The 18,085-nt window shown below is 67.6% G+C and carries 11 protein-coding genes and 1 pseudogene; 7 read left to right on the top strand and 5 right to left on the bottom strand.

Translation table 11 applies throughout. The annotated features are described in order from the left end of the window. Positions 1–8: 8 nt before the first annotated feature. Positions 9–2,057 carry a hypothetical protein gene (locus ITX44_RS19925; RefSeq protein WP_205358648.1) on the top strand — a complete coding sequence of 683 codons (2,049 nt, stop codon included), beginning with the start codon at positions 9–11 and terminating at the stop codon, positions 2,055–2,057. 53 nt (positions 2,058–2,110) lie between these two features. Here the strand turns inward: ITX44_RS19925 and ITX44_RS19920 are convergent, their stop codons facing one another. Further along, positions 2,111–2,389 (bottom strand): hypothetical protein, encoded by a 279-nt coding sequence (locus tag ITX44_RS19920; RefSeq protein WP_205358647.1) that lies wholly within the window; start codon positions 2,387–2,389, stop codon positions 2,111–2,113. Positions 2,390–2,680: 291 nt separating this feature from the next. On the opposite strand from ITX44_RS19920, the gene ITX44_RS19915 reads away from it, so the two are divergent. Next, the gene (locus ITX44_RS19915; protein WP_205358646.1) at positions 2,681–3,493 is read left to right on the top strand and encodes a hypothetical protein; all 813 of its coding nucleotides are present in this window, start codon (positions 2,681–2,683) and stop codon (positions 3,491–3,493) included. A gap of 130 nt (positions 3,494–3,623) precedes the next feature. Here ITX44_RS19915 and ITX44_RS19910 read toward each other — a convergent pair. Then, positions 3,624–5,158, bottom strand: a pseudogene (locus ITX44_RS19910) (ISL3 family transposase). 356 nt (positions 5,159–5,514) lie between these two features. On the opposite strand from ITX44_RS19910, the gene ITX44_RS19905 reads away from it, so the two are divergent. Both ITX44_RS19905 and ITX44_RS19900 read left to right on the top strand, forming a co-directional pair. Continuing rightward, positions 5,515–5,985: a hypothetical protein gene (locus tag ITX44_RS19905; protein WP_205358645.1), complete on the top strand. Its 471-nt coding sequence runs from the start codon at positions 5,515–5,517 to the stop codon at positions 5,983–5,985. A 115-nt stretch (positions 5,986–6,100) separates the two neighbouring features. Then, positions 6,101–7,471: a hypothetical protein gene (locus ITX44_RS19900; protein ID WP_205358644.1), complete on the top strand. Its 1,371-nt coding sequence runs from the start codon at positions 6,101–6,103 to the stop codon at positions 7,469–7,471. A gap of 270 nt (positions 7,472–7,741) precedes the next feature. Here ITX44_RS19900 and ITX44_RS19895 read toward each other — a convergent pair whose 3' ends face one another. Further along, the gene (locus ITX44_RS19895) at positions 7,742–8,002 is read right to left on the bottom strand and encodes a helicase associated domain-containing protein (RefSeq protein WP_205358643.1); all 261 of its coding nucleotides are present in this window, start codon (positions 8,000–8,002) and stop codon (positions 7,742–7,744) included. Between the two features lie 565 nt (positions 8,003–8,567). Here ITX44_RS19895 and ITX44_RS19890 point away from each other — a divergent pair. Both ITX44_RS19890 and ITX44_RS19885 read left to right on the top strand, forming a co-directional pair. Further along, complete coding sequence (locus tag ITX44_RS19890) at positions 8,568–9,020, top strand: hypothetical protein (RefSeq protein WP_205358642.1); 453 nt, start codon at positions 8,568–8,570, stop codon at positions 9,018–9,020. 485 nt (positions 9,021–9,505) lie between these two features. Continuing rightward, positions 9,506–10,642, top strand: a complete 1,137-nt coding sequence (locus tag ITX44_RS19885) for a hypothetical protein (protein WP_307795384.1) — start codon at positions 9,506–9,508, stop codon at positions 10,640–10,642. A gap of 477 nt (positions 10,643–11,119) precedes the next feature. Here the strand turns inward: ITX44_RS19885 and ITX44_RS19880 are convergent, their stop codons facing one another. Next, positions 11,120–13,261 (bottom strand): tetratricopeptide repeat protein, encoded by a 2,142-nt coding sequence (locus tag ITX44_RS19880; RefSeq protein WP_307795383.1) that lies wholly within the window; start codon positions 13,259–13,261, stop codon positions 11,120–11,122. A gap of 204 nt (positions 13,262–13,465) precedes the next feature. Between ITX44_RS19880 and ITX44_RS19875 the strand changes: the two genes are divergently transcribed. Then, the gene (locus ITX44_RS19875) at positions 13,466–16,630 is read left to right on the top strand and encodes an AfsR/SARP family transcriptional regulator (protein ID WP_205358640.1); all 3,165 of its coding nucleotides are present in this window, start codon (positions 13,466–13,468) and stop codon (positions 16,628–16,630) included. 450 nt (positions 16,631–17,080) lie between these two features. Here the strand turns inward: ITX44_RS19875 and ITX44_RS19870 are convergent, their stop codons facing one another. Further along, positions 17,081–17,794, bottom strand: coding sequence for a transposase family protein (locus ITX44_RS19870; RefSeq protein WP_236061151.1), 714 nt, complete (start codon positions 17,792–17,794; stop codon positions 17,081–17,083). Positions 17,795–18,085 lie beyond the last annotated feature (291 nt).

The following is an 18,085-nucleotide window of genomic DNA, read 5'->3' as shown; positions in this document are numbered from 1 at the left end:
GAGGCAGCGTGCACGTCATCGACGAGCGACTGGTCCAGTGGGCCGCACGCGCCTCCCGCCCCCAACTGCGCGCGGGCCCGACCGTGGAAGAACTCGGAGGCTTCGATGCCGTTGTCGCCGCTGTGGACCACCTCGCCCTGGGACCCTTCCTCCACCACCTCATCCAGGTGACAGCAACCCACCTCGACGCGGTGGGAACCGAAGTGTGCAAGCCGCTGTACGACGCCGTCCTCAACGGCCTACGGTCCAACAGCAACCACGCTGCCATCGCAAGCGCCACCCAGAGCCTGGCTGTCCGGCCGGCCCTGGCCCGTGAACTCGGCCCCTCCTTGACCCGCGTGTTGCTTGCCCGTCTCCGCCAAGCCCAGGACGCCGGCGACGACCTGGCCCTGGCTCTCATCGGGGTGGAAGCCGCGGACTGCCTCGTCCAGCTCACCTTGGCCGGCGTCACTCAGGCCGCGCGTCTCCTGGGCGCCATGGACGAAGCAACCGAGGATCCGGCTGCACTTCCCGAGGCGATGGCCACCCGTCTGCCCCGCCTCCTCGGCGTCCTCGATGCCCATCATCCCGGCGCCGGCCTCCGCGAAGCCCTCGAACGCTGCCTGATGCTCGACCACACCTGCCGCGACGCCGCGTTCGAACTCGCCCTCGGAGACCTGCGCCAGGCACTGGAACAAGACCAGTACACGCCGATGGCGGCACAACTACGCAAAACCCAGGATCGCCTGGCCGAACTGATCACCATCGACCCCGACCGCCTGGACGCCCAGCTCTACCATGCGGCCATCGAGGCTGTCCTCGGGATGTCCGCTCCTGACGCCCCCTCACGCGTCCACACCGCCGCTGTCACCCTGCGCGACGCCCTCCACCTCTACCGGGACTATCGCTATCGCACCCACACCCCGGCCTGGGCGCTGCCAGGCCAGAACGACCTGATCGCCTGGTCGGAACTCACAGTCGTCCTCGACGGCGCCGCGGCACACCTCGCCCACGACGACCCCTGGTACGACGACGGCCACACCATCCTCATCTCGCTGCTTCGCGCATACACCGCGCACCACACGGTCGCCGTCGTCAGGAACACCCCCGCGGCCGCAGCCGTGGAGACCCTTGTGGCCCCCGTTATCGAGGACGCTTTCCTACAGCACGAGCACCGCCAACGCTTCCTCGAGCACGCCCTGGCCCACGACGAGAAACTCCGCGACGATCCCGCGGTCCAGCAACTGCGCGCCGCCCTTCTCCAGCGCACCAAGCAGACCGGGAACCCCACCGACCAGCAGGCGGATGATCCGGGAAAAGCACGCCGCTGGCAGCGGCTGGCACACCAACTCGAAGACGACTTCGCCGTGTTCGCTGACCAGACCTCCGAAGACGTCCTTGACCGCCTTGAGCTCGGCCTGCGCACCCACGACGATGTCCTCGCGGCCATCGCCGACCCCAAGTACGGCCGCCTCCGGGCACGCCTTCTCAGACAGCTGGAAAACTCCCGCGATTGGCTTCCCGGCATCGCCGACGAATTTACTGCCCTCCTGGAAACCACCCTTCGCTATGCGTACCTCTGCTACGACATCGGCCGGAAGATGGGTGGCTCCTATACTGAATACCTTCGCAAACGTGATAAGGACGGCAAAAAGCAGAAAGTAGACGAAGCTCTGTTCCACCAGCACTACAGGGAAGTGCTGCAGTTCTCCGCACTCTTCGGCGTCATCAACTCAGAAGTCATCGACAGGGCAGGCGGAAGAACCGACGTCCTCGTCTCCTTCGGCGCCGTGCACTTCAACGTCGAATGCAAGATCGAAGAAGACGACGCCTGCGAAACCGCACTACGTCACTACGTCGCCCAAGCCGCCGAGTACCAAAACGCGAACGCCGGGTTCGCCATCCTGCTCGCACTGGACAAGACCGTCGACGCCGAAGGCGCCGTCAACCTCTTCGACAGCATCTGGATCGAACCCGTCCAACGTCCCGGCGAATCCGAACCCTGCCTCGTCGTCATCATCCGCATTCCAGGAGGGCGCGACAACCCCAACCTGCTGCGCCCTGCCCCGGTTTCGTAGCGGCAGTGACAGCCCGCAGACCCGTCAATATTTTGAGTGCGCATGTGTAGTGGTCAGCGGGTGGGGCGGCGGACACCCCATGCGTAGGCGAGGTCGTCCAGGTCCGTGTGTTCCAACTCTACGTCCCACAGCCCGTACGGCAGCAGCCGCGCGTACTCCATCCGTTCACAGACCACCAGCGTCTCGGGCTGCCCGACCAGGGTGTAGCGGCCGTGTGCGGCGGGGGCGCTGCCCGACCCGTAGGCGCGCATGGGTTCGGCCAGGCGCTCACGGTGCCGGTCGGCGAACGCCTCCAGGCTCTGCACGTACCCGTCGTGTTCTTCCTCGCGCACAGCGGAAGGGCCACGGCCAGGATCTCGCTGGACGCCTCGGGGGTGAAGAACTGGTCCGGGGTGTCAGGGCCCACGTGCACCGCAGCGCCGCCGCCAAGACGTCACCCGGGTCGGGAGTCGGGGGAGCGGCAGCCGCAACCTGCTGCGGAACCGGCGGGACCGGCCGCATAACAGGTCACCTACAAGGGCCGTACCCTGACCGGTATCCCTGCCCGCTCCTACGGCGTCCCCGTCGTCATCGTCGGCGAGTACACCCCCGGCACCCCGGCCACCGAGCAGCGCAGCGCCACGGTGACCGGTGCCTACGGTCAGCAGCTTGCCGAGCTGCTCGGCCGGGTCCGCGCCGGGATCGACGCACTCGATGCCGCGTCGCTGGATGCGATGCGGGCGCGGCGCGAGCCCTGGTGGTACGACCCGGCCACCATCGAGACGTGCCCGCGTTCGGCCGGGCTGGCCCGCCCCGGCCCGCTCGGGCACCTCGACCTGCACGCCCGCCGCAAAGGCGAGGACTGCACCGGCCCGGAATGCGTCACCCGCCGCTGCAGGGCCGGGCGCCGCAAGGCGACGTCGTACGGGATCACCGGCCCGTCGGTTTCTGCGCTGCTCGGTGCGTCCGGGTTCCAGGCCCGCACCGACCGCAGCCCCGGCGGTTTCGCCGCCGAGGGCGACGCGCGGGCGCGGTGTGTGTGGCTGCACCCCGGCCGCCACGATGCCGCGGCCCTGGCCGCCGTCCTCACCGGCCGCGGTCTGGCCGTCACCGACGGCCCCGGCGCCGGCGTGCTGCGCGTCCTGGCCCGAGCCGAGGCCGAGCGCCAGGGCCTCGGCCTGCCCGCGCCGGCCGCCGTCCCGGTGCCCGCGCTGCCCTCGGCCGCCGGTATCCGCGCCGCACTGCGCCGGGCCGGTCTGCCTCTCGCCTCCCGCCGGGAGGGGGCACCGGCCGCCGGCAGCGGCCTGGCCGTCGGCCGTGGCCGGCCCGGGGAATGGGTGATTGGCTGGAGTGCCGGCCACGATCGCGACGGGGCGACGCCTGGCGCGCCCGCGACAGCCGGCGGGCCGGGATGGTCGCCGCGGCGGCCGCGACGCTGCGCCCCGCCTATGAACTGACGGTCGAGCAGCGCGACGGGTGGACGCCGAAGATCACCGTTACAGGGCTGTGCCCGGGCACCTGACCCCCGGGCGGGGTGTGTCCATTTAACGGGTCTGGCCTGTAGTCGGTGGTGACTGTGGGTAGCCGTCAGTGCAGGAGGATGCGGTGGCGGAGGAGGTCGAATCCGGCGCGGCCGTGCATCTGTCTCATGATCCGTTTGGTTCTGGTGTTGACGCCTTCGGTGCGACCGTTGTGGTAGGGCAGGGTGAGGCCGGCGTCGACGGCTGAGCGGTCGAGTTCGAGGCCGTTGGTGAAACTGTGCAGGTGAGGCAGGGCTGCGGCGCGGGTGGCGGCGATCCACTCGGTGAGCTTCAGATTGTTGCCCTGGGCCGGTGTGAGCAAGGCGGCGAAGCCGCGCACGAGGTCGGAGAGTTCAGTCATCTCCGGACAGGCCGTGGTGATCTTCTCCAGCAAGGTGGCCTCTTTTGGGCGCAAATTCTCCGGATCGGTGAGGAGTAGCCGCGCGGCTCGGCGTGGGGTGGTGACGGGCCGATCGCCGTCGGCGCGGCCCTGGTTAAGGTATTTGTGCAGGCCGTTGAGGCTGCCGGTGTAGCCGAGTTCCTTGATCTCGTGGAAGAGGTGGAGAACGGGGACGCCAGGCTCCTCGGTCCGGCGACGGTGCAGGTGTTCGCGGTAGGGCTCGACAAGAGTGGGCCGGTAGGCCGGGGCGATGCGCAGACCTGTGGGCTCGGGCATGCGGGCGTAGCGTTTGACAGTGTTCAACGCGAGGCCGAGGCGGCGGGAGCAGTCCAGCAGGCCGACGCCTTGGCCGAGCAGGGTGTGGACCTTGTTCCAGCGTTCACGGGTGGTCTGTTCGCGGATGCCGCCGGGCAGCGGCGGGTTGAGGACGGTGGCCCAGCAGCCGGCGTGCGCGCGAACCTCGTGCTGGACCTTGTCGCACAGGTTGCGCCACAGGTGCCAGCGGTCGCTGACCTGCACCGCGTTGGGCAGGGCGCGACGGACAGCCTCGGCATAGGTGGCCGAGCCGTCCCGGCATACGACCTCGATGCCGGGATGCTTGCGAAGCCAGGCTTCCAGGGGATCGGCGTCCCGGCCAGGCAGGACCTCAAGGCGCCGGCCGGGACGGCATCGATAATGATCGTGGCGTAGCGGTGACGGCGCCGCAGCGCGAAATCGTCCACGCCGATCACCCGCGGGACCGGCGCCTCGGGCACCGGCAGATGCCACAGCCACCTCAGCACGGTACTGCGGGAGACCGGCATGGCCAGCAGGTTGGCCAAACGGGCGGCTGCCCGGCCGCACAACTCCCGTGCCACCTCGGCAATGTGTCCGGCCAGCCGCACCGTCCTGCGCTGATGACGCTCCAGCAGCCCGGGAATCTGCTCACGGAAGGTCTGCCGCGCACACCCAGTACCGGACAGACCAACCGCCGTACCCGCAGCCGGACGACGACCTGCCGACCGTCGACCGGCACGTCCGCCACCGTTCGGCCGTGATACCCGTGCACCTTCGTCGTCGGCATCCCGCACACCGGACACGGCACCGCGACACCCTGGGTACGGGCCGTGACCACGACGGCGTCCCCGCCGTCCGTAACCCTCTCGACCACCACCCCCGACAGCCCAGAACACCGCAGCGACAAGCGAGTTGACATCGATCACAAGATCATGATCCCGATGACCACCCACCGTCACCACCGACTACGGGCCAGACCCGTTTATTAGACACTCCCCGCTGACGGGAAGGTGGTCCATGCGCTGTCGCCCCAGTCGCCGAGAGCCGTCTCGGCGACTCCGCATCCGTACGTGGGAAAACTGTCGTTCGCGTACCACGGGTCGCGGCCGGAGAAAGAGACGATCAACCAGGTCCTCGACATCAAGAACGACGACCAGCAGTCCGTAGTCCCTGTGCTGGCCTTCACGGCGCTGGACAAGCATCACACGGTGTTGTCGCAGGTGAAGGTCAGCACGGTGTACGGGTCCGACCGGGGCAACCTCGTCGTGCCCGACGGTACGGCATGGACATCCTGCGCTTCTCCGGCCCCGGCGCCCACCAGGTCGCAGACGTACGGGTGCGGATCGTCAGCGTCGTGCCGACCCGGATCCGGGCCGGCGTCCATGACGTCTCGGTTCAGCCCCTTGACGGTCAGGGCCGCAAGGTCAACAAATTCAGCCGGTTTACGGCGCTTCGGCTTTCGAACGTCGTCGAGAAGAACATGACGGCGGTGTCCGGGCGGCTGGGCATCCAGGTGTGTTCCGCATGGCGCTACTTCGATGCCTCCGCGCTCGCCAAGCGTCTTGCCGGCAGGGCGCGTGCTTTCGAGCAGAGCAGCGCTGCGGAGTCCGCCGGGCATACGCCGATGCCGCCGGTCGGCAACCCGGAGCTGGCGCTGGTCCTCGCGGGTGTGCCCGATTCCCCCGCGCAGAGCAGCGGTGACCTGCGTCCGCAGCCTCCCCTACCTCATCTGGCAGACCGGTGTCCGTGTTGACCGTGCAGCCCAGGGCAGAACAGATGTCCTGGGCTGCATAGCCCGCCTCGTAGGCTTTCCTCGACAGGTTCCAGACGGCGCCTGCCGCCGACAGCACGAAGGGGGGCGGGAGCAGATGATCGACTTGGACGACCTGGTGAACCGGGTAGTCAACCCAGACGTACGCCCGCTGGTGAAGGAAGCACACCGTTGCTACGCCTCCGGCGCCGCCCGGGCCGCCATCGTGCTGACCTGGACCGCCGTGTGCGCCGACCTCATCCACAAGATCGAGGTCCTTAAGGAAGAAGGCGAAGCGGACGCCCGCACCTTGATCCAAGACGTTGAGCGCGCTCAGCAGCCCGGCGAGGCCGACGCGGTACCCCTCATGCTCAACATTGAAAAGGTCATCCTGGACGTCGCGGAGAAGCTAGAACTCATCGATCGCACCCACAGGACACAGCTCGAACGGCTGCGTGAGGATCGGCACCTATGCGCCCACCCCTCCCTGCGCCCCATGGGCGAACTGTACGTCCCGACCTCCGAATACGCCCGCGCCCATCTCGCCGCGGCTCTCGATGCAGTCCTGGTGCACCATCCGAGCCAGGGCCGCAGGGTACGAGATAGCTTCATCGCCCACGTCGCCGATCCCGCATTCACGTTCGAGGCCAGCTACCTCGGTCACACCTTCTTTGACCGTGTCCGCCCCGCCTCCCGGGCCAGGCTGGTTGAGTTCGCCGCCAAGTTCGCCCTGCTGCAGCTTGAAGACGACGCCATGCCCATCGCAGCGCCGATGTTCGCCGACCGGATGGCACAGTGCCTGCGCCTGTTCGCCGACCGCGACCAGTCCCTGAGCGAGGAGTATCTGGATCGGCAGATGCGAAGGTTCGAAACAGCTGAGCCTGCGGTCCAGCTCGCGGCTCTCGGACGCCTCGGCGACCTGCCAGCGTTCTGGAAAAGCCTGCCCGACCCCATGCGCACGCTCTACAACACCAAGGTCACCAGCATTGCCGCCCAGGTCGCGGCGAATGGCTATCTCCGACCCGACGAGACCAGGGCCCTCGCTCTGGTGGCCTCCCCTGAGGTCCGTACGAGCCTGCCAGCCCTGACGAGCGCATTCGTGGCGCTCCCGGTATCCGAGCGGTCTCGGGTGATCGGTGTCCGACCCGACCCCTATTTCCTCCCATACCTGCCTGGACTGCTCACAGAGGTGCGTAGCTTCGACCAGGGCGAATACGTCACCCGCACCGCCATCCTGCCCAGCGCTGGCCTGATGGGCCTGGAGGACACGAAAGCAGTCCTCAGGGCATGGTGGGATAACGAAAACGGCCAGACCTGGGGCCGTGCCATGCCCGGCTACCTCGTTGACCTCTACTCCACCACCGCCCACCTCGGCGAGGCGAGGAACGAGGTCTGGAAGGCCAGTCTGGAAGAACTCCGCCCGTTCCCGGACCTGTTCAACGACATTGCCCGCGGGACGGGCTTGGCGGCGACGATCGTCCCGGGCTGACCACCACCGTGGCCACCGGGAATGCAGAAGCAGCCCGAGTCGGTTGCGAACTGGTCCATCAGCGTCTCCTACAGCGTGTCAACGCTGCTGCGGTCTCCCAGATACGACCGGGAGCGGCCCGGCAGAGGCCCTCTACGCCCGTGTGCCGCTCCGGAGTCAGCAGCCCGGCCCCGTCGCCACCTCGTGTCAGGGAGGCAGCCACGGCAGCGCGCAAGGGCCGGGCCCGAATCCCGAACGGACTGCGCTGGCACGGCCCTTCGCTGCGTGCTGCTACCAGCGCATGCCGAGCTCGGTCAGCTCCTGGCGCCGCTGGGGGCTGAGCTTGTCGGCCCGGCGGCGGGTGTTGTCGACGAACATCCCGATCTTGTGTTCGACGCCGTCCACGACTTCCATGGCCTTCCTGTACGGCTGCAGGTGGCCCTCGCGGGCGTGGAACTGCCGGGCGGCCCGGACGTTGGCCGCCCACTTGTAGGCTTGCGTGCGGGGCGCTGGCGCGTGCTCGTCAGGCTCCACCGGGCCGATGTGGAGCATGTTCTTCAGCATCCATGCCTGCGCGGGCAGCAGATGGTCCCAGCCGAGGCGCTGTGTCTGGACCCACGTGTAACCCCACCGGTACTCCTACCGGAAGCCAAGGATCCAAGGCGGAGCCGGGGCGGGTGGCTTTGGCGGTCCGATCCCCGGTAGGTGTGGGCGCTGGTGGCGAGCAGGGGCGCCCACAGCCACACTCGGAGATCGCGGGGGCCCGCCAGGAGCACGGCGCCGACGTGCCAGTCTTCGTGGCATCCTGCGTGTTCACCCCCCTGCCCGCACGCTCGCCGCCAAGCACGCTCTGGCCCTGGTCGATGTCGATCTGCTGGGCTTCTGGAACAGCGGTACACCGCTGACATCGCTGCTGGACCTGGACATCGGCCGCTCCGGCAACCACCGCAAACTCGCTACTGACCACTGAAGGGCTGCCGAGGACGCCCTTCGGCGCTCTGCCGCGGCGGGTGCTCAGGCGCGGGGGATGGTGCGGTCGGCGCTGTATCCGCGTCGGGGGCGGTCCGTCTACGGTGGTCTGAGCGATGACTGGGCTGATCGGTGCGAGGAGGACGCGTTGGACTCCGAACTGGCGGCGCTGGCGTCATCAGGGGCGACGACGCTGGTCGGCTTGATGGTCTCCGACGCATGGGCGCAGGTCCGGGATCGGGTGACGGGGTTCTTCACCCGCAGGGGACAGACGAGCACCATTGCTGAACAGCTGGCCGCGTCACGGCAGGAGCTGATGGCTGCCCAGGAAGAAGGAGACCCGGACGTTGCAGCTGATACGCAGGCCATGTGGAGGACACACCTGCGCAGAGCCCTGCTCTCCGACCCGGATGCAGCCGGGGAACTGCGGGCACTGCTGGCGGACCTCGAACCGATGGCCGGTCAGGGCACCACCGCGATCCACATCGTTGTCAGCGGCGGAACCCAGAACGGCCCGGTTGTCCAAAGCCAGAATATCTGGGGCCTGACGTTCCACAGTGCGCCACCCAACCTGCCAAGCGTGAACCCGGATTACGAGTGAAGAACTTCGCTCCCGCAAGCGCGTGGCGGCCTGCGACTCCCCCTTTACCTGTCGCTGCTCTGCAGGCAACCTGGGGCCGGCCACCTCCGGCAGCCGGTAGAAGCCGACGGCGCGCGGCGTTGTCCAGGCCGATGCGGCGCCCCCCTCTCGCTCATCCCCCCGACGGGGATCACTGGAGCAGCTGTGGGTGAGCCACCCCCGCGCCAACCGGGCTGCTGTGCCTCGAATTCCGCCACTTTCGAACTCCGTGCACGGGCGAAGCAGCGTGGGCGTCGTGCGGTGAGGGCTGGTGCAGGATTTCTGCAAGGGTGACGCAGGGCTTCCGCCACCGTTCCGGGGCACGTCCGACTGCGGAGCGAATCCGCTTCGAGGGGCACGGGAGTTTCGGGGGTCACATGATACCGCTGGAGGTCGGGCCGTCGTCGCCTGCACCTGAGCCGCGGGAGTGGCAGACGGTGCTCGGCTGCAAGACAATCTTGGTCGTTGTGCACACCGTCGCCTACGGCAAGCGACTGGTGGACGTTATTGCGCTGCTGGAGTCCGATTTCCGGATTCAGGTCAGCTTCACCGCGCCTCCGCACATGTTCGCAAGCGGTGTGCCGGAGTACCTGGCGCGGCTTGGCGGGACGGTGGTCGCGTGGGAGGAGGCGGTGCGGACGCGGTTCGACCTGGTGCTGGCCGCCGGTCCCCGGGGAGTGGAGCACCTGGACGCGCCGCTGGTTGCCCTCCCTCACGGGGCGAACTTCATTAAACGGGTGATGGGCACGCCTGACGACGGTGTCGCCGGGCTGCGGCGACGCGACCTGACCCCGGGAGGCAAGCTGCCAGCCGCAGTGGTGCTCGCTCATGACGACGACCTGGCGGAGCTGAAGCGCGCCTGCCCGGAGGCTGCCCCGGTGGCCGAGGTGGTAGGGGACCCGGTCTTCGACCGGATGACGGCCAGTTTGGCCGGCCGCGGTACGTACCGCCGGGCGCTTGGCGTCGGGGAAGGCCACAATCTGGTTGCCGTGGCCTCCACATGGGGCCCGGGGTCGTTGTTCACCAGGTTCGAATCGCTGCTGCCCAGGCTTGCACATGAGCTGCGGCCGGATCAGTTCATGATCGTGGCCCTGCTGCATCCCAACATCTGGGCGACGCACAGTGTGTGGCAAGTCAACGCGTGGCTTGCGCGGTGCAGGCAGATGGGCGTGCACGTGATCGCTCCCGAGGCGGACTGGCGGAGCGTTCTGGTTGCGGCGGACTGGATCATCGGTGATCACGGATCGGTGACCGTGTACGGCACGGTCACCGGCGCGCCGATCCTCCTGACCGGCTCACCGCACCAGGAGATCGCCCCTGACTCTCCGGCAGCCGACCTTTCCCAAGCCGCCCCGGTGTTATCGCCGATGCACGGCATCGCCGAGCAGCTGGCGTACGCCGCGGCGGAGTACCGGCGCTCGGACTACCAGGCGATCGCGGCGCGGATCACCTCGCATCCCGGTGAGTTCGCCCGCCGGATGCGCCGCCTGATCTACCGGCATCTCGGCCTGGGCCAGCCCGCTCATCCGCCCGCCACACTGCCGTTGCCGTTGCCGCCGGCCTTAAACGCGTGGGGCACAAGCCCGGGGGAGGCATCGGCGTGATGGGCTGGATGACCGTAGAAGTACGCCCGCTGTCCACGCCGACGCAAGTCCAGGCATCGGAAGGCTCCGTGACAGTACCGGCGGCCGCCTGCCGGGTGGTGGCCTACCCCAGTGGCTGGCGTACCTCCCGCGGTGGGTTCGTCGATGAGCACTTCGCGGTGGATGCCGACCAGTGCCGGCAGGTCACATGGTTGCGTTGCGCGGACGTGCTGTACGGGAGTCATCGTCGCTCCTGGGCTGAGGCGGTCGCGTGGCTGGCGCAGGTCATGGCGGACTTCGAGGCCTGTCGGCTGGCGGCGAGCGCGCTTGGCGGAGGCAGGTGGGCAGTCCAAGACGGTGTCGGCCGTTGGCCGGTCTGTGTCGCGGCCGACTCCGAGCAGGCCGCGGTGGTTTCGTGTCTGCACGGATGGATGGTGGCCGGGGGCTCACTGGACGAACTGGGCGCGGTTCCGAGCTGTGCGGGGGATGCTCCCACTTTCACAGCCGGGGCTGGCCGGTATCCGGACTGTCGCCGGTGGGGGTGAGTCTGCGGGCATCGCGGGGACTGGTGATTGCGTACAGGTCGACGGCTCGCGCCCTGTACCGGGAGGCATCGCTGTAGTCGCCGTGGTGCTCTGCGCCGGCGGCGAGCATCTCCAGGGCGCGGGCCTGCCAGTGCATGGCGCCCGAGGCGGTGAAGGCTGCTAGGGCGGATTCCATGGCGGTGCGGCCTTCACGGTAGCGGCCTGCTTGCGCCTGGGCGCTGCCGAGGAACACCAGCGCGCGGGTGGCGTCGTGTGCATCCTCCAGGCGCAGCAGGTCCTGGTACGCCTGAGTGAAGTGGGCTTCGGCCTGTTCCGGATTGTGCAGGGCCAGCGCGATCTCGCCCAGCACGATCCGGGACAAAGCCACTCCCCGCGGGTAGCCGCAGCGCTGCCAGACGTCGATGGCCCCCAGCAGATGGGAACGTGCCTGGGGCCAATCGCCGACTTGCTGGTGGCAGGTGCCCAGGCCGTGCAGGGCCTGCCCTTCGTCGCGGGCGTCCGCGGCATCCCGGGCAGCCTGCAGGGATCGGGCGTACCACTGTGCGGCCTTGTCAGGCTGGCCAGCGGCAACGAGGCCGATGGCACCGGAGTTGAGCATCTGACGCTGTGCCACGGCGTTGCCGGCCTGCTCGGCACCGCGCAGACCGATCTCGTGCGCCCTGATCCACAGGTCGTAGTGCCTCATCCGAAGAAACAGCGGCCACATTGCATCGACCAGCTGCCACGCGGTGTCGTGCCAGGCATTGTCCGCGGCGCACTGCAGCACGACCATCAACTCCTCGCGCCGTTCGTCCAGCCACGCCAGCGCGCCTGCATCGTCATCGAACGGCAACGGAACTGCGCTGGAAGAGGCGTAGGTGCGCGGCAGCGTGTACTGGATCGGGGTGATTCGCTGCTGGGCCGCTGTGGCGGTGCGCAGGTGCCAGTCGCACATCGCGCGCAGGGTGTCTTGCCGTACCGAGGGTGGGTCGTCGCTTTCTGCTCGTGCGCGAGCATGAACGCGCACGAGGTCGTGGAATCGCGCGGTGACCGGCCCGGTGTCCTCTAGAAGGCTGGCCTCGCGCAACTCGTCCAGGTGTTGCTGTGCCCACGGCAGGTCGCGGCCGCACACGGCTGCGGCGATGTGAGGATCGAACAGGCGCAGCGGCAGCAGGCCCAGCTTGCGATACAGGAACCTCGCCTGCTCAGACAGCACGATGTAGGAGGCGTTGAGGGTGTGGCTGATTGTGATTTCTCCTTCGACGTTCAGTGCGGTCAAGCGACTGGAGTCGTCAGCCAGGGCACGGGCCAGCGTCTCCAGCGGCTGAGCTGGACGAGCCGCAAGACGCGCTGAGGCAAGAGCGACCGCAAGCGGTAGGCCTGAGCACAGGTCGACGATGTCGGCAGCTGCGGCGCGCTGCCCGGCAACCCGGTCGCGGCCTATGACCCGAGTCAGCAGCGTCAGGCTGTCGTCAGCGTCGAAAGGCTCCACGCGGTGGAAACCGGCCCCGTCCATCACCAGCCCGGTCAGCAAGCGGCGGCTGGTGATGACGACCAGACTCGACGGGTCTCCGGGAATCAGCGGCCTGACCTGTGCTGCGGAGAAGGCGTTGTCGAGCATCACGGTGACCTTCCGCCCAGCGGTTAAAGTGCGCCACAAGGCCGCCTGCTCCTGCGGGTCGGAAGGCACCGTCGGGGCGCCCAGGTCGCGCAGGAAACGCCCCAGGGTCTCAGAGGGCAGCGCCGGCCCGTTGGCTGCATGTCCGCGCAGATCGGCATACAAGTGCCCCCCGGGGAAGTGGTCCTGGAACGTGCGCAGCCACTTGGACGCCAAGCTGGTCTTACCCACCCCGGCAGGCCCCGTCACGACGATCAGCGGCTGAGCCGACCGGCTTTCGGATGCCTGAGCGAGCAGCGCGTCCAGCGCCGCCAGATCCTGGACACGGTTGACGAACGTGGACGGCACCGGAAGCAACTGGCGGGGAGGCTGCAGGAGCCCGGCGGCACCAGAAGTATGGAAGTGGACGCCACCGTGTATGGCGCCCGCCTGGACTGTCGGGCCATGCAAACGCGCATCACCGGAAATGATGTTGTCATAGCGCTCTGATTCCGCCACTCTTCCGCCCCCCACGGGTTGCTGCGTCCTCGCACCTTTTGCAGTCCTACCCCGCAGCTGCCCGCACCGATATACCCGCCACGCACCCGATGGGTGTGGGATGGCCCATTTGAGCCAGCCTCGGTGCTGTGTATGGAAGTCGCATCGGCGGTGCTGGCATGCTCATAGAAAAAGGTTGGACCGACCAGCGGGGGAGGCGCGCTGGTGGAGATCCTCTTACTGGGCCCAGTTCAACTGTGCATAAATGCGCAGACGGTGGACCTGGGATCCGACAAAGAGCGGATTCTGCTTGCCGTTCTGGCAGCAGAGGCGGGTCAACCGGTTTCGATCGAGAAGCTGATCTTCCGTTTATGGGATGAAACGCCACCCGACCACGCCCGCGACAGCATCCACTCCTACATCTCCCGGTTACGCAAGCGGCTGCGCACAGCTGGCCCGGACGGCCCACGCGTCGACGGACGCGCCCACACCTATGTTCTTAACGGCCCTGCCGAATCCGTCGACTGGCTCTACTTTCAGCACCTAGTGGCGACCCGGCCGGTCCAGGACGACAGCGCCGCAACCCGAACCCTGCGACAGGCAGAAAGCCTCTGGCGAGGAGAACCGCTGGCCGGGCTCGACGGCGCATGGGCAGACAGCACCCGCCAGGCCATGCTCGAACAGCGCCTGCGAGCAGCTGTCCTGCGGATCACCGCAACACTGCGACTGGGCGACTTCGCCGGTACCATCAGTGAACTCTCCCGCCTCGCCGGCGAACACCCCACCAACGAAACCGTCCAAAGCCTGCTCATGCTCGCCTACCACGGCAGCAGCCGCTCCACTGAGGCCTTGCACGTCCACCAGCGGCTGCGCCAAACCCTGGCTGTGGAGTACGGCACTCGCCCCGGAACGGAGATCACCCGTCTCCACCGCGGTATCCTCACCCAGGTCCCCGCAGCCGACCTCCTACGCACCCCCACCGCCACCACCGTCGCCGGTGGCGGCTCGGCAGCCAGCCCGGCCACCGCCTCGATCACGCCGCGAAACCTGCCTCACCAGCCCCCCCTGGTGGGACGCACCAGGGAGCTGCGCCTGCTCACCGACAACGCCGCAACGGCCGAGGCGGTCGCGGTGATCACCCTTGAGACCGTGACAGGCATGGCCGGCGTAGGGAAGACAGCCCTGGCCGTGCACACCGCCAACCGCCTGACTACCCGCTATCCCGACGCACAGCTCTACCTCAACCTGCGAGCCCACGCCCTGGGACAGACGCCACTGCCCCCCGCTGAGGCCCTGCCCAGGCTGCTGCGCCTGCTGGGCGCACCAGCCGATCAGATCCCACCCGACCTCGACGAACAGATCTTCTTGTGGCGCCACATGCTGGCCCAACGCAAAGTCGTCATCATCCTCGACGACGCCGCCAATGCTGGCCAGATCACCCCCCTGATACCCGACAACACCTCTTCCCTGGTCATCATCACCAGCAGACGCCACCTCGCCGGCATCCCCCACGCCAGGGCCATCCCGCTCGACATCCTGCCCACCCCCGATGCGATCGACCTCTTCCGCAGCTTCGCAGGAACCCAGCGCACAACAGACATCAAAGCCGTCCGCCACATCGTTGATCTCTGCGACCACCTGCCCCTGGCGCTCGAGGTGGTTGCCACCCGCTTCAAAGCACGCACCGCATGGACCTTGAGCACCCTCGCCGACCGCCTGTCGCGACACTCCGGCCGCCTGGGCGAACTCCAGACCGCCGACAAGAGTGTCCGTAGCGCATTCGACCTGTCGTACCAGGCACTCGCCCCCGAAGAGCGACGCGCCTTCCGTTTGCTGAGCCTGCATCCAGGAAGCGACTTCACCCCGGATGCGGCCGCGGCCATGCTCGACCTGTCCCACGCTGAGACCGAACAGATCCTGGAAGAACTCCTGGCGTGCCATCTGATCACCGAACCTGTGGCAGACCGCTTCCGCTACCACGATCTGCTGCGCGAATACGCTCACTCACTGGCCGCCGCAGACCCCGAACGTACCCTGGCCCTGCACCGCATGATGACCTACTACACCCACACCGCGACCGCAGCCGACCGGTGCGCCTACCCCCGCCGCCTGCGGCCCGCACCCCAGCAGGAGCCCCGCGAACCCTTCGTCGATGCTGCACAGGCCAGGGCATGGCTGAAGGCCGAACGCGATAACCTCCTCGCCGCAATCGACAACGCCCACATCGCCCCCGAGGCGGCGCTGGCCGCACACCTCGGCTACTCACTTGCCGGATTCCTCGAAGCCGACTGCCACTGGCAGGAAGCCGAACACGTCCTGCGACGCACCGCTGCCCACTGGCGCACCAACCGCCAGCCGGACCCCGATGCCCATAGCCTCGCCCTGCTGGCCCTCGCCGCCCTCCAGACAAACACCAGCGCATACACCGAATCCGCCGCTGGCATCGAGCACACCCTGGCTTATGCGCGCACAGCCCACCGGCCACGGATCGAAGCCGAGGCGCTGCGCATCGAGGGAATGCGATTGTGGCACCTGGGAGAGCACCAGAGCGCACTTGCCGCATTCCGCCGCTCCCTGCGGCTGCAGGAGGAAATCGGAGACCAATGGAACCAGGCACGCGTCAAGAACAACATCGCCGTCGTCAACCTCTTCCTCCGGCGCCACAACGACGCCATGCACTACTTCCGAACCGCTCTCGAAGGATTCGCGGCGACCGGTGATGAACTCTCCTCCGCGCGCATCCTTAACAACGTCGGCGACATGTACTTAAGAAAGGGAGACCTACTGGCGGCCAGGCAGTCATTCGAAGAATCCCTCACATTTCTGACCAAAGTCGGAAACCGGTTCGACCAGGCAACGGCACGCTCAAGCCTCGCCGACACGCTGACGGAAATGGGAGAGCCAGGGGCCGCACTGGATCTGTATGAGCAGTCTCTCCAAGAATTCCAATCGCTCGGCGACCGCAAAAGCTGCGCCCAGACACTCATCGGGTTTGCGGAAGCCCACCACAAACTCGGCGACACCGACGAAGCCATCCGCCGCCAAACCGCCGCCCTGAACTTCGCCGCCGACATCGGTGCCCATCCGCTCATCGCAGAGGCCCACCTCCGACTCGGGCGCTACCACCTTGCCCGCCGAAGCCCCGAACAAGCCGCCCTCCGCTGGGAGGCGGCAACGCACGCTGCAGCGCAGGCTCACGACCTTGAGCGGGTCACGGCCGCCCTGAGTGCTATCCTCCGTCTAAGATCCACTATAGGCCGCAGCGATCCGCAGGCCCTGCTCTCCGCGGTACGTGCCTCCATGTCCCCACTTGATCCAGGCGAAATGGACACAGTGAGGGAAAACTTGCAAAACTACGCACGAAACCTGCAGGCCGCGTCGGACGAATAGTGCGTGTCGCGATGCTGTAAAATGCTTTCACGTAGGCAGCGGGTGCGGATTTCGTCCAGTGCGGCCGCTGCTGTAGTGTCCGGTGCATGAAGGATCATGGGAAACGGACGCACCGCCGCCTGCTGGTGGGGGCCTTTGTCGTGTGTGCACTCATAAGCATGTGGATGGCTCCGGACCACTGCATAATGCTCTATGCGCCCGCATGAGTAGAGCAGAAATCCCTTAACGCGTGTACTCGTCGACCTTCCTGCGTACGGGGTCACTGTTGTAGTGGCGTCCAGTGGACAAGGAGGTCTCTTTTCTTAACGCTGGGAACCGCCCCCGCTGCGTACATCTCGGGGAGAGTAAAGCGTCGGACAGTGTGCATGCCTTTGTCAGGGATCCCGGCTGGTGCCCAGCGAGTCCGCCGACACCGTCGACGACCCTCAACGCCAGGAGCCTTTTCCAACCTCAGCCTGACGTGGCCAGGTGAAGGGTGAGGACGGCCTTGACCAGGTTGGTGATGCGGGTCGTGCTGCAGCGGAGCTTGCGTAGAAGCCGCCAGGTCTTGAGGGTGGCCATCGCCTGCTCGCCCAGGGCGCGGATCTTGGCATGGGAAGCGTTGACCGCCTGCTGACCTGCGGAGAGCTTGTCCCAGCGGCCCCGGTAGGGGACGCGGATCGTGCCGCCGGCCCCCTGGTACCCCTTGTCGGCCCAGCAGGGCACTTCGGCGTCCGCCAAGGCACCGATGATGCCGTGGGTGCGGGCCGCCTTGATGTCGTGGACCGCGCCGGGCAGGGCGGGCGAGGCCCACAGCAGGCGGCCGAAGGGATCGGCGATGACCTGCACGTTCATCCCGTGCTTCTTGTGTTTGCCCGAGTAGAAGGGCCGGTCGGCGGCGATCCGGTCGATCGGGAGCAGTCTGCCGTCCAGGATGACGAACGCCTTGCGGGCGGCAGTCCGCATTGCTGTGGTGAGGTCGAGGGCCAGGGCCGCCAAGACCTCGACCGCCTCCCCGATGTACCGGTAGGCAGTGGTAATCCCGACGCCGAACCCGGCGGCGAGCTGGGCGTAGGTGTGGCCCCACCGCACATGGGCAAGGACCAGCAGCGCCTGCCGGTCAGTGCTGAGCCGGCGCCACCGCGTCCCGCGCTCCCGGCGCCGGGCGGCCAGAAGAGCGGACAGCTACCGCAGAGTTGCGCTGGACAGATCGATCCCCGATGGGTAGACAAGCACATGAAGCTCCGGGCGGACAGGTTGATCTTGGTCGACAACCCATCTACCAGGAGCTTCACTACTTCCTCAACACCACACCTACGCCAACTGACCTGCTGCCCAGCCAGGTTGAAAAAGGCTCCAGGACTGGCAATTCAGAGCCAGCACCGATCTTGGCAGACGCAGAGGCTGCGCTGGCAACGGAACCTCTGCGCATGGGGTGCTCCGCTGCCCCGCAAACGGGGGAGCGGGGGCCGTTGA

This window comes from Actinacidiphila acididurans, from assembly GCF_016918855.1.
In the GTDB taxonomy this organism is placed as follows: domain Bacteria; phylum Actinomycetota; class Actinomycetes; order Streptomycetales; family Streptomycetaceae; genus Actinacidiphila; species Actinacidiphila acididurans.
Note: the sequence above shows the minus strand (reverse complement) of the source record. Positions and strands in the feature narration are given on the sequence as shown.

Coding starts and splice junctions, on each gene's coding strand:
- ITX44_RS19905 (WP_205358645.1), top strand. CDS start 5,515: ATGGACATCCTGCGCTTCTCCGGCCCCGGCGCCCACCAGGTCGCAGAC.
- ITX44_RS19900 (WP_205358644.1), top strand. CDS start 6,101: ATGATCGACTTGGACGACCTGGTGAACCGGGTAGTCAACCCAGACGTA.
- ITX44_RS19895 (WP_205358643.1), bottom strand. CDS start 8,002: ATGCTCCACATCGGCCCGGTGGAGCCTGACGAGCACGCGCCAGCGCCC.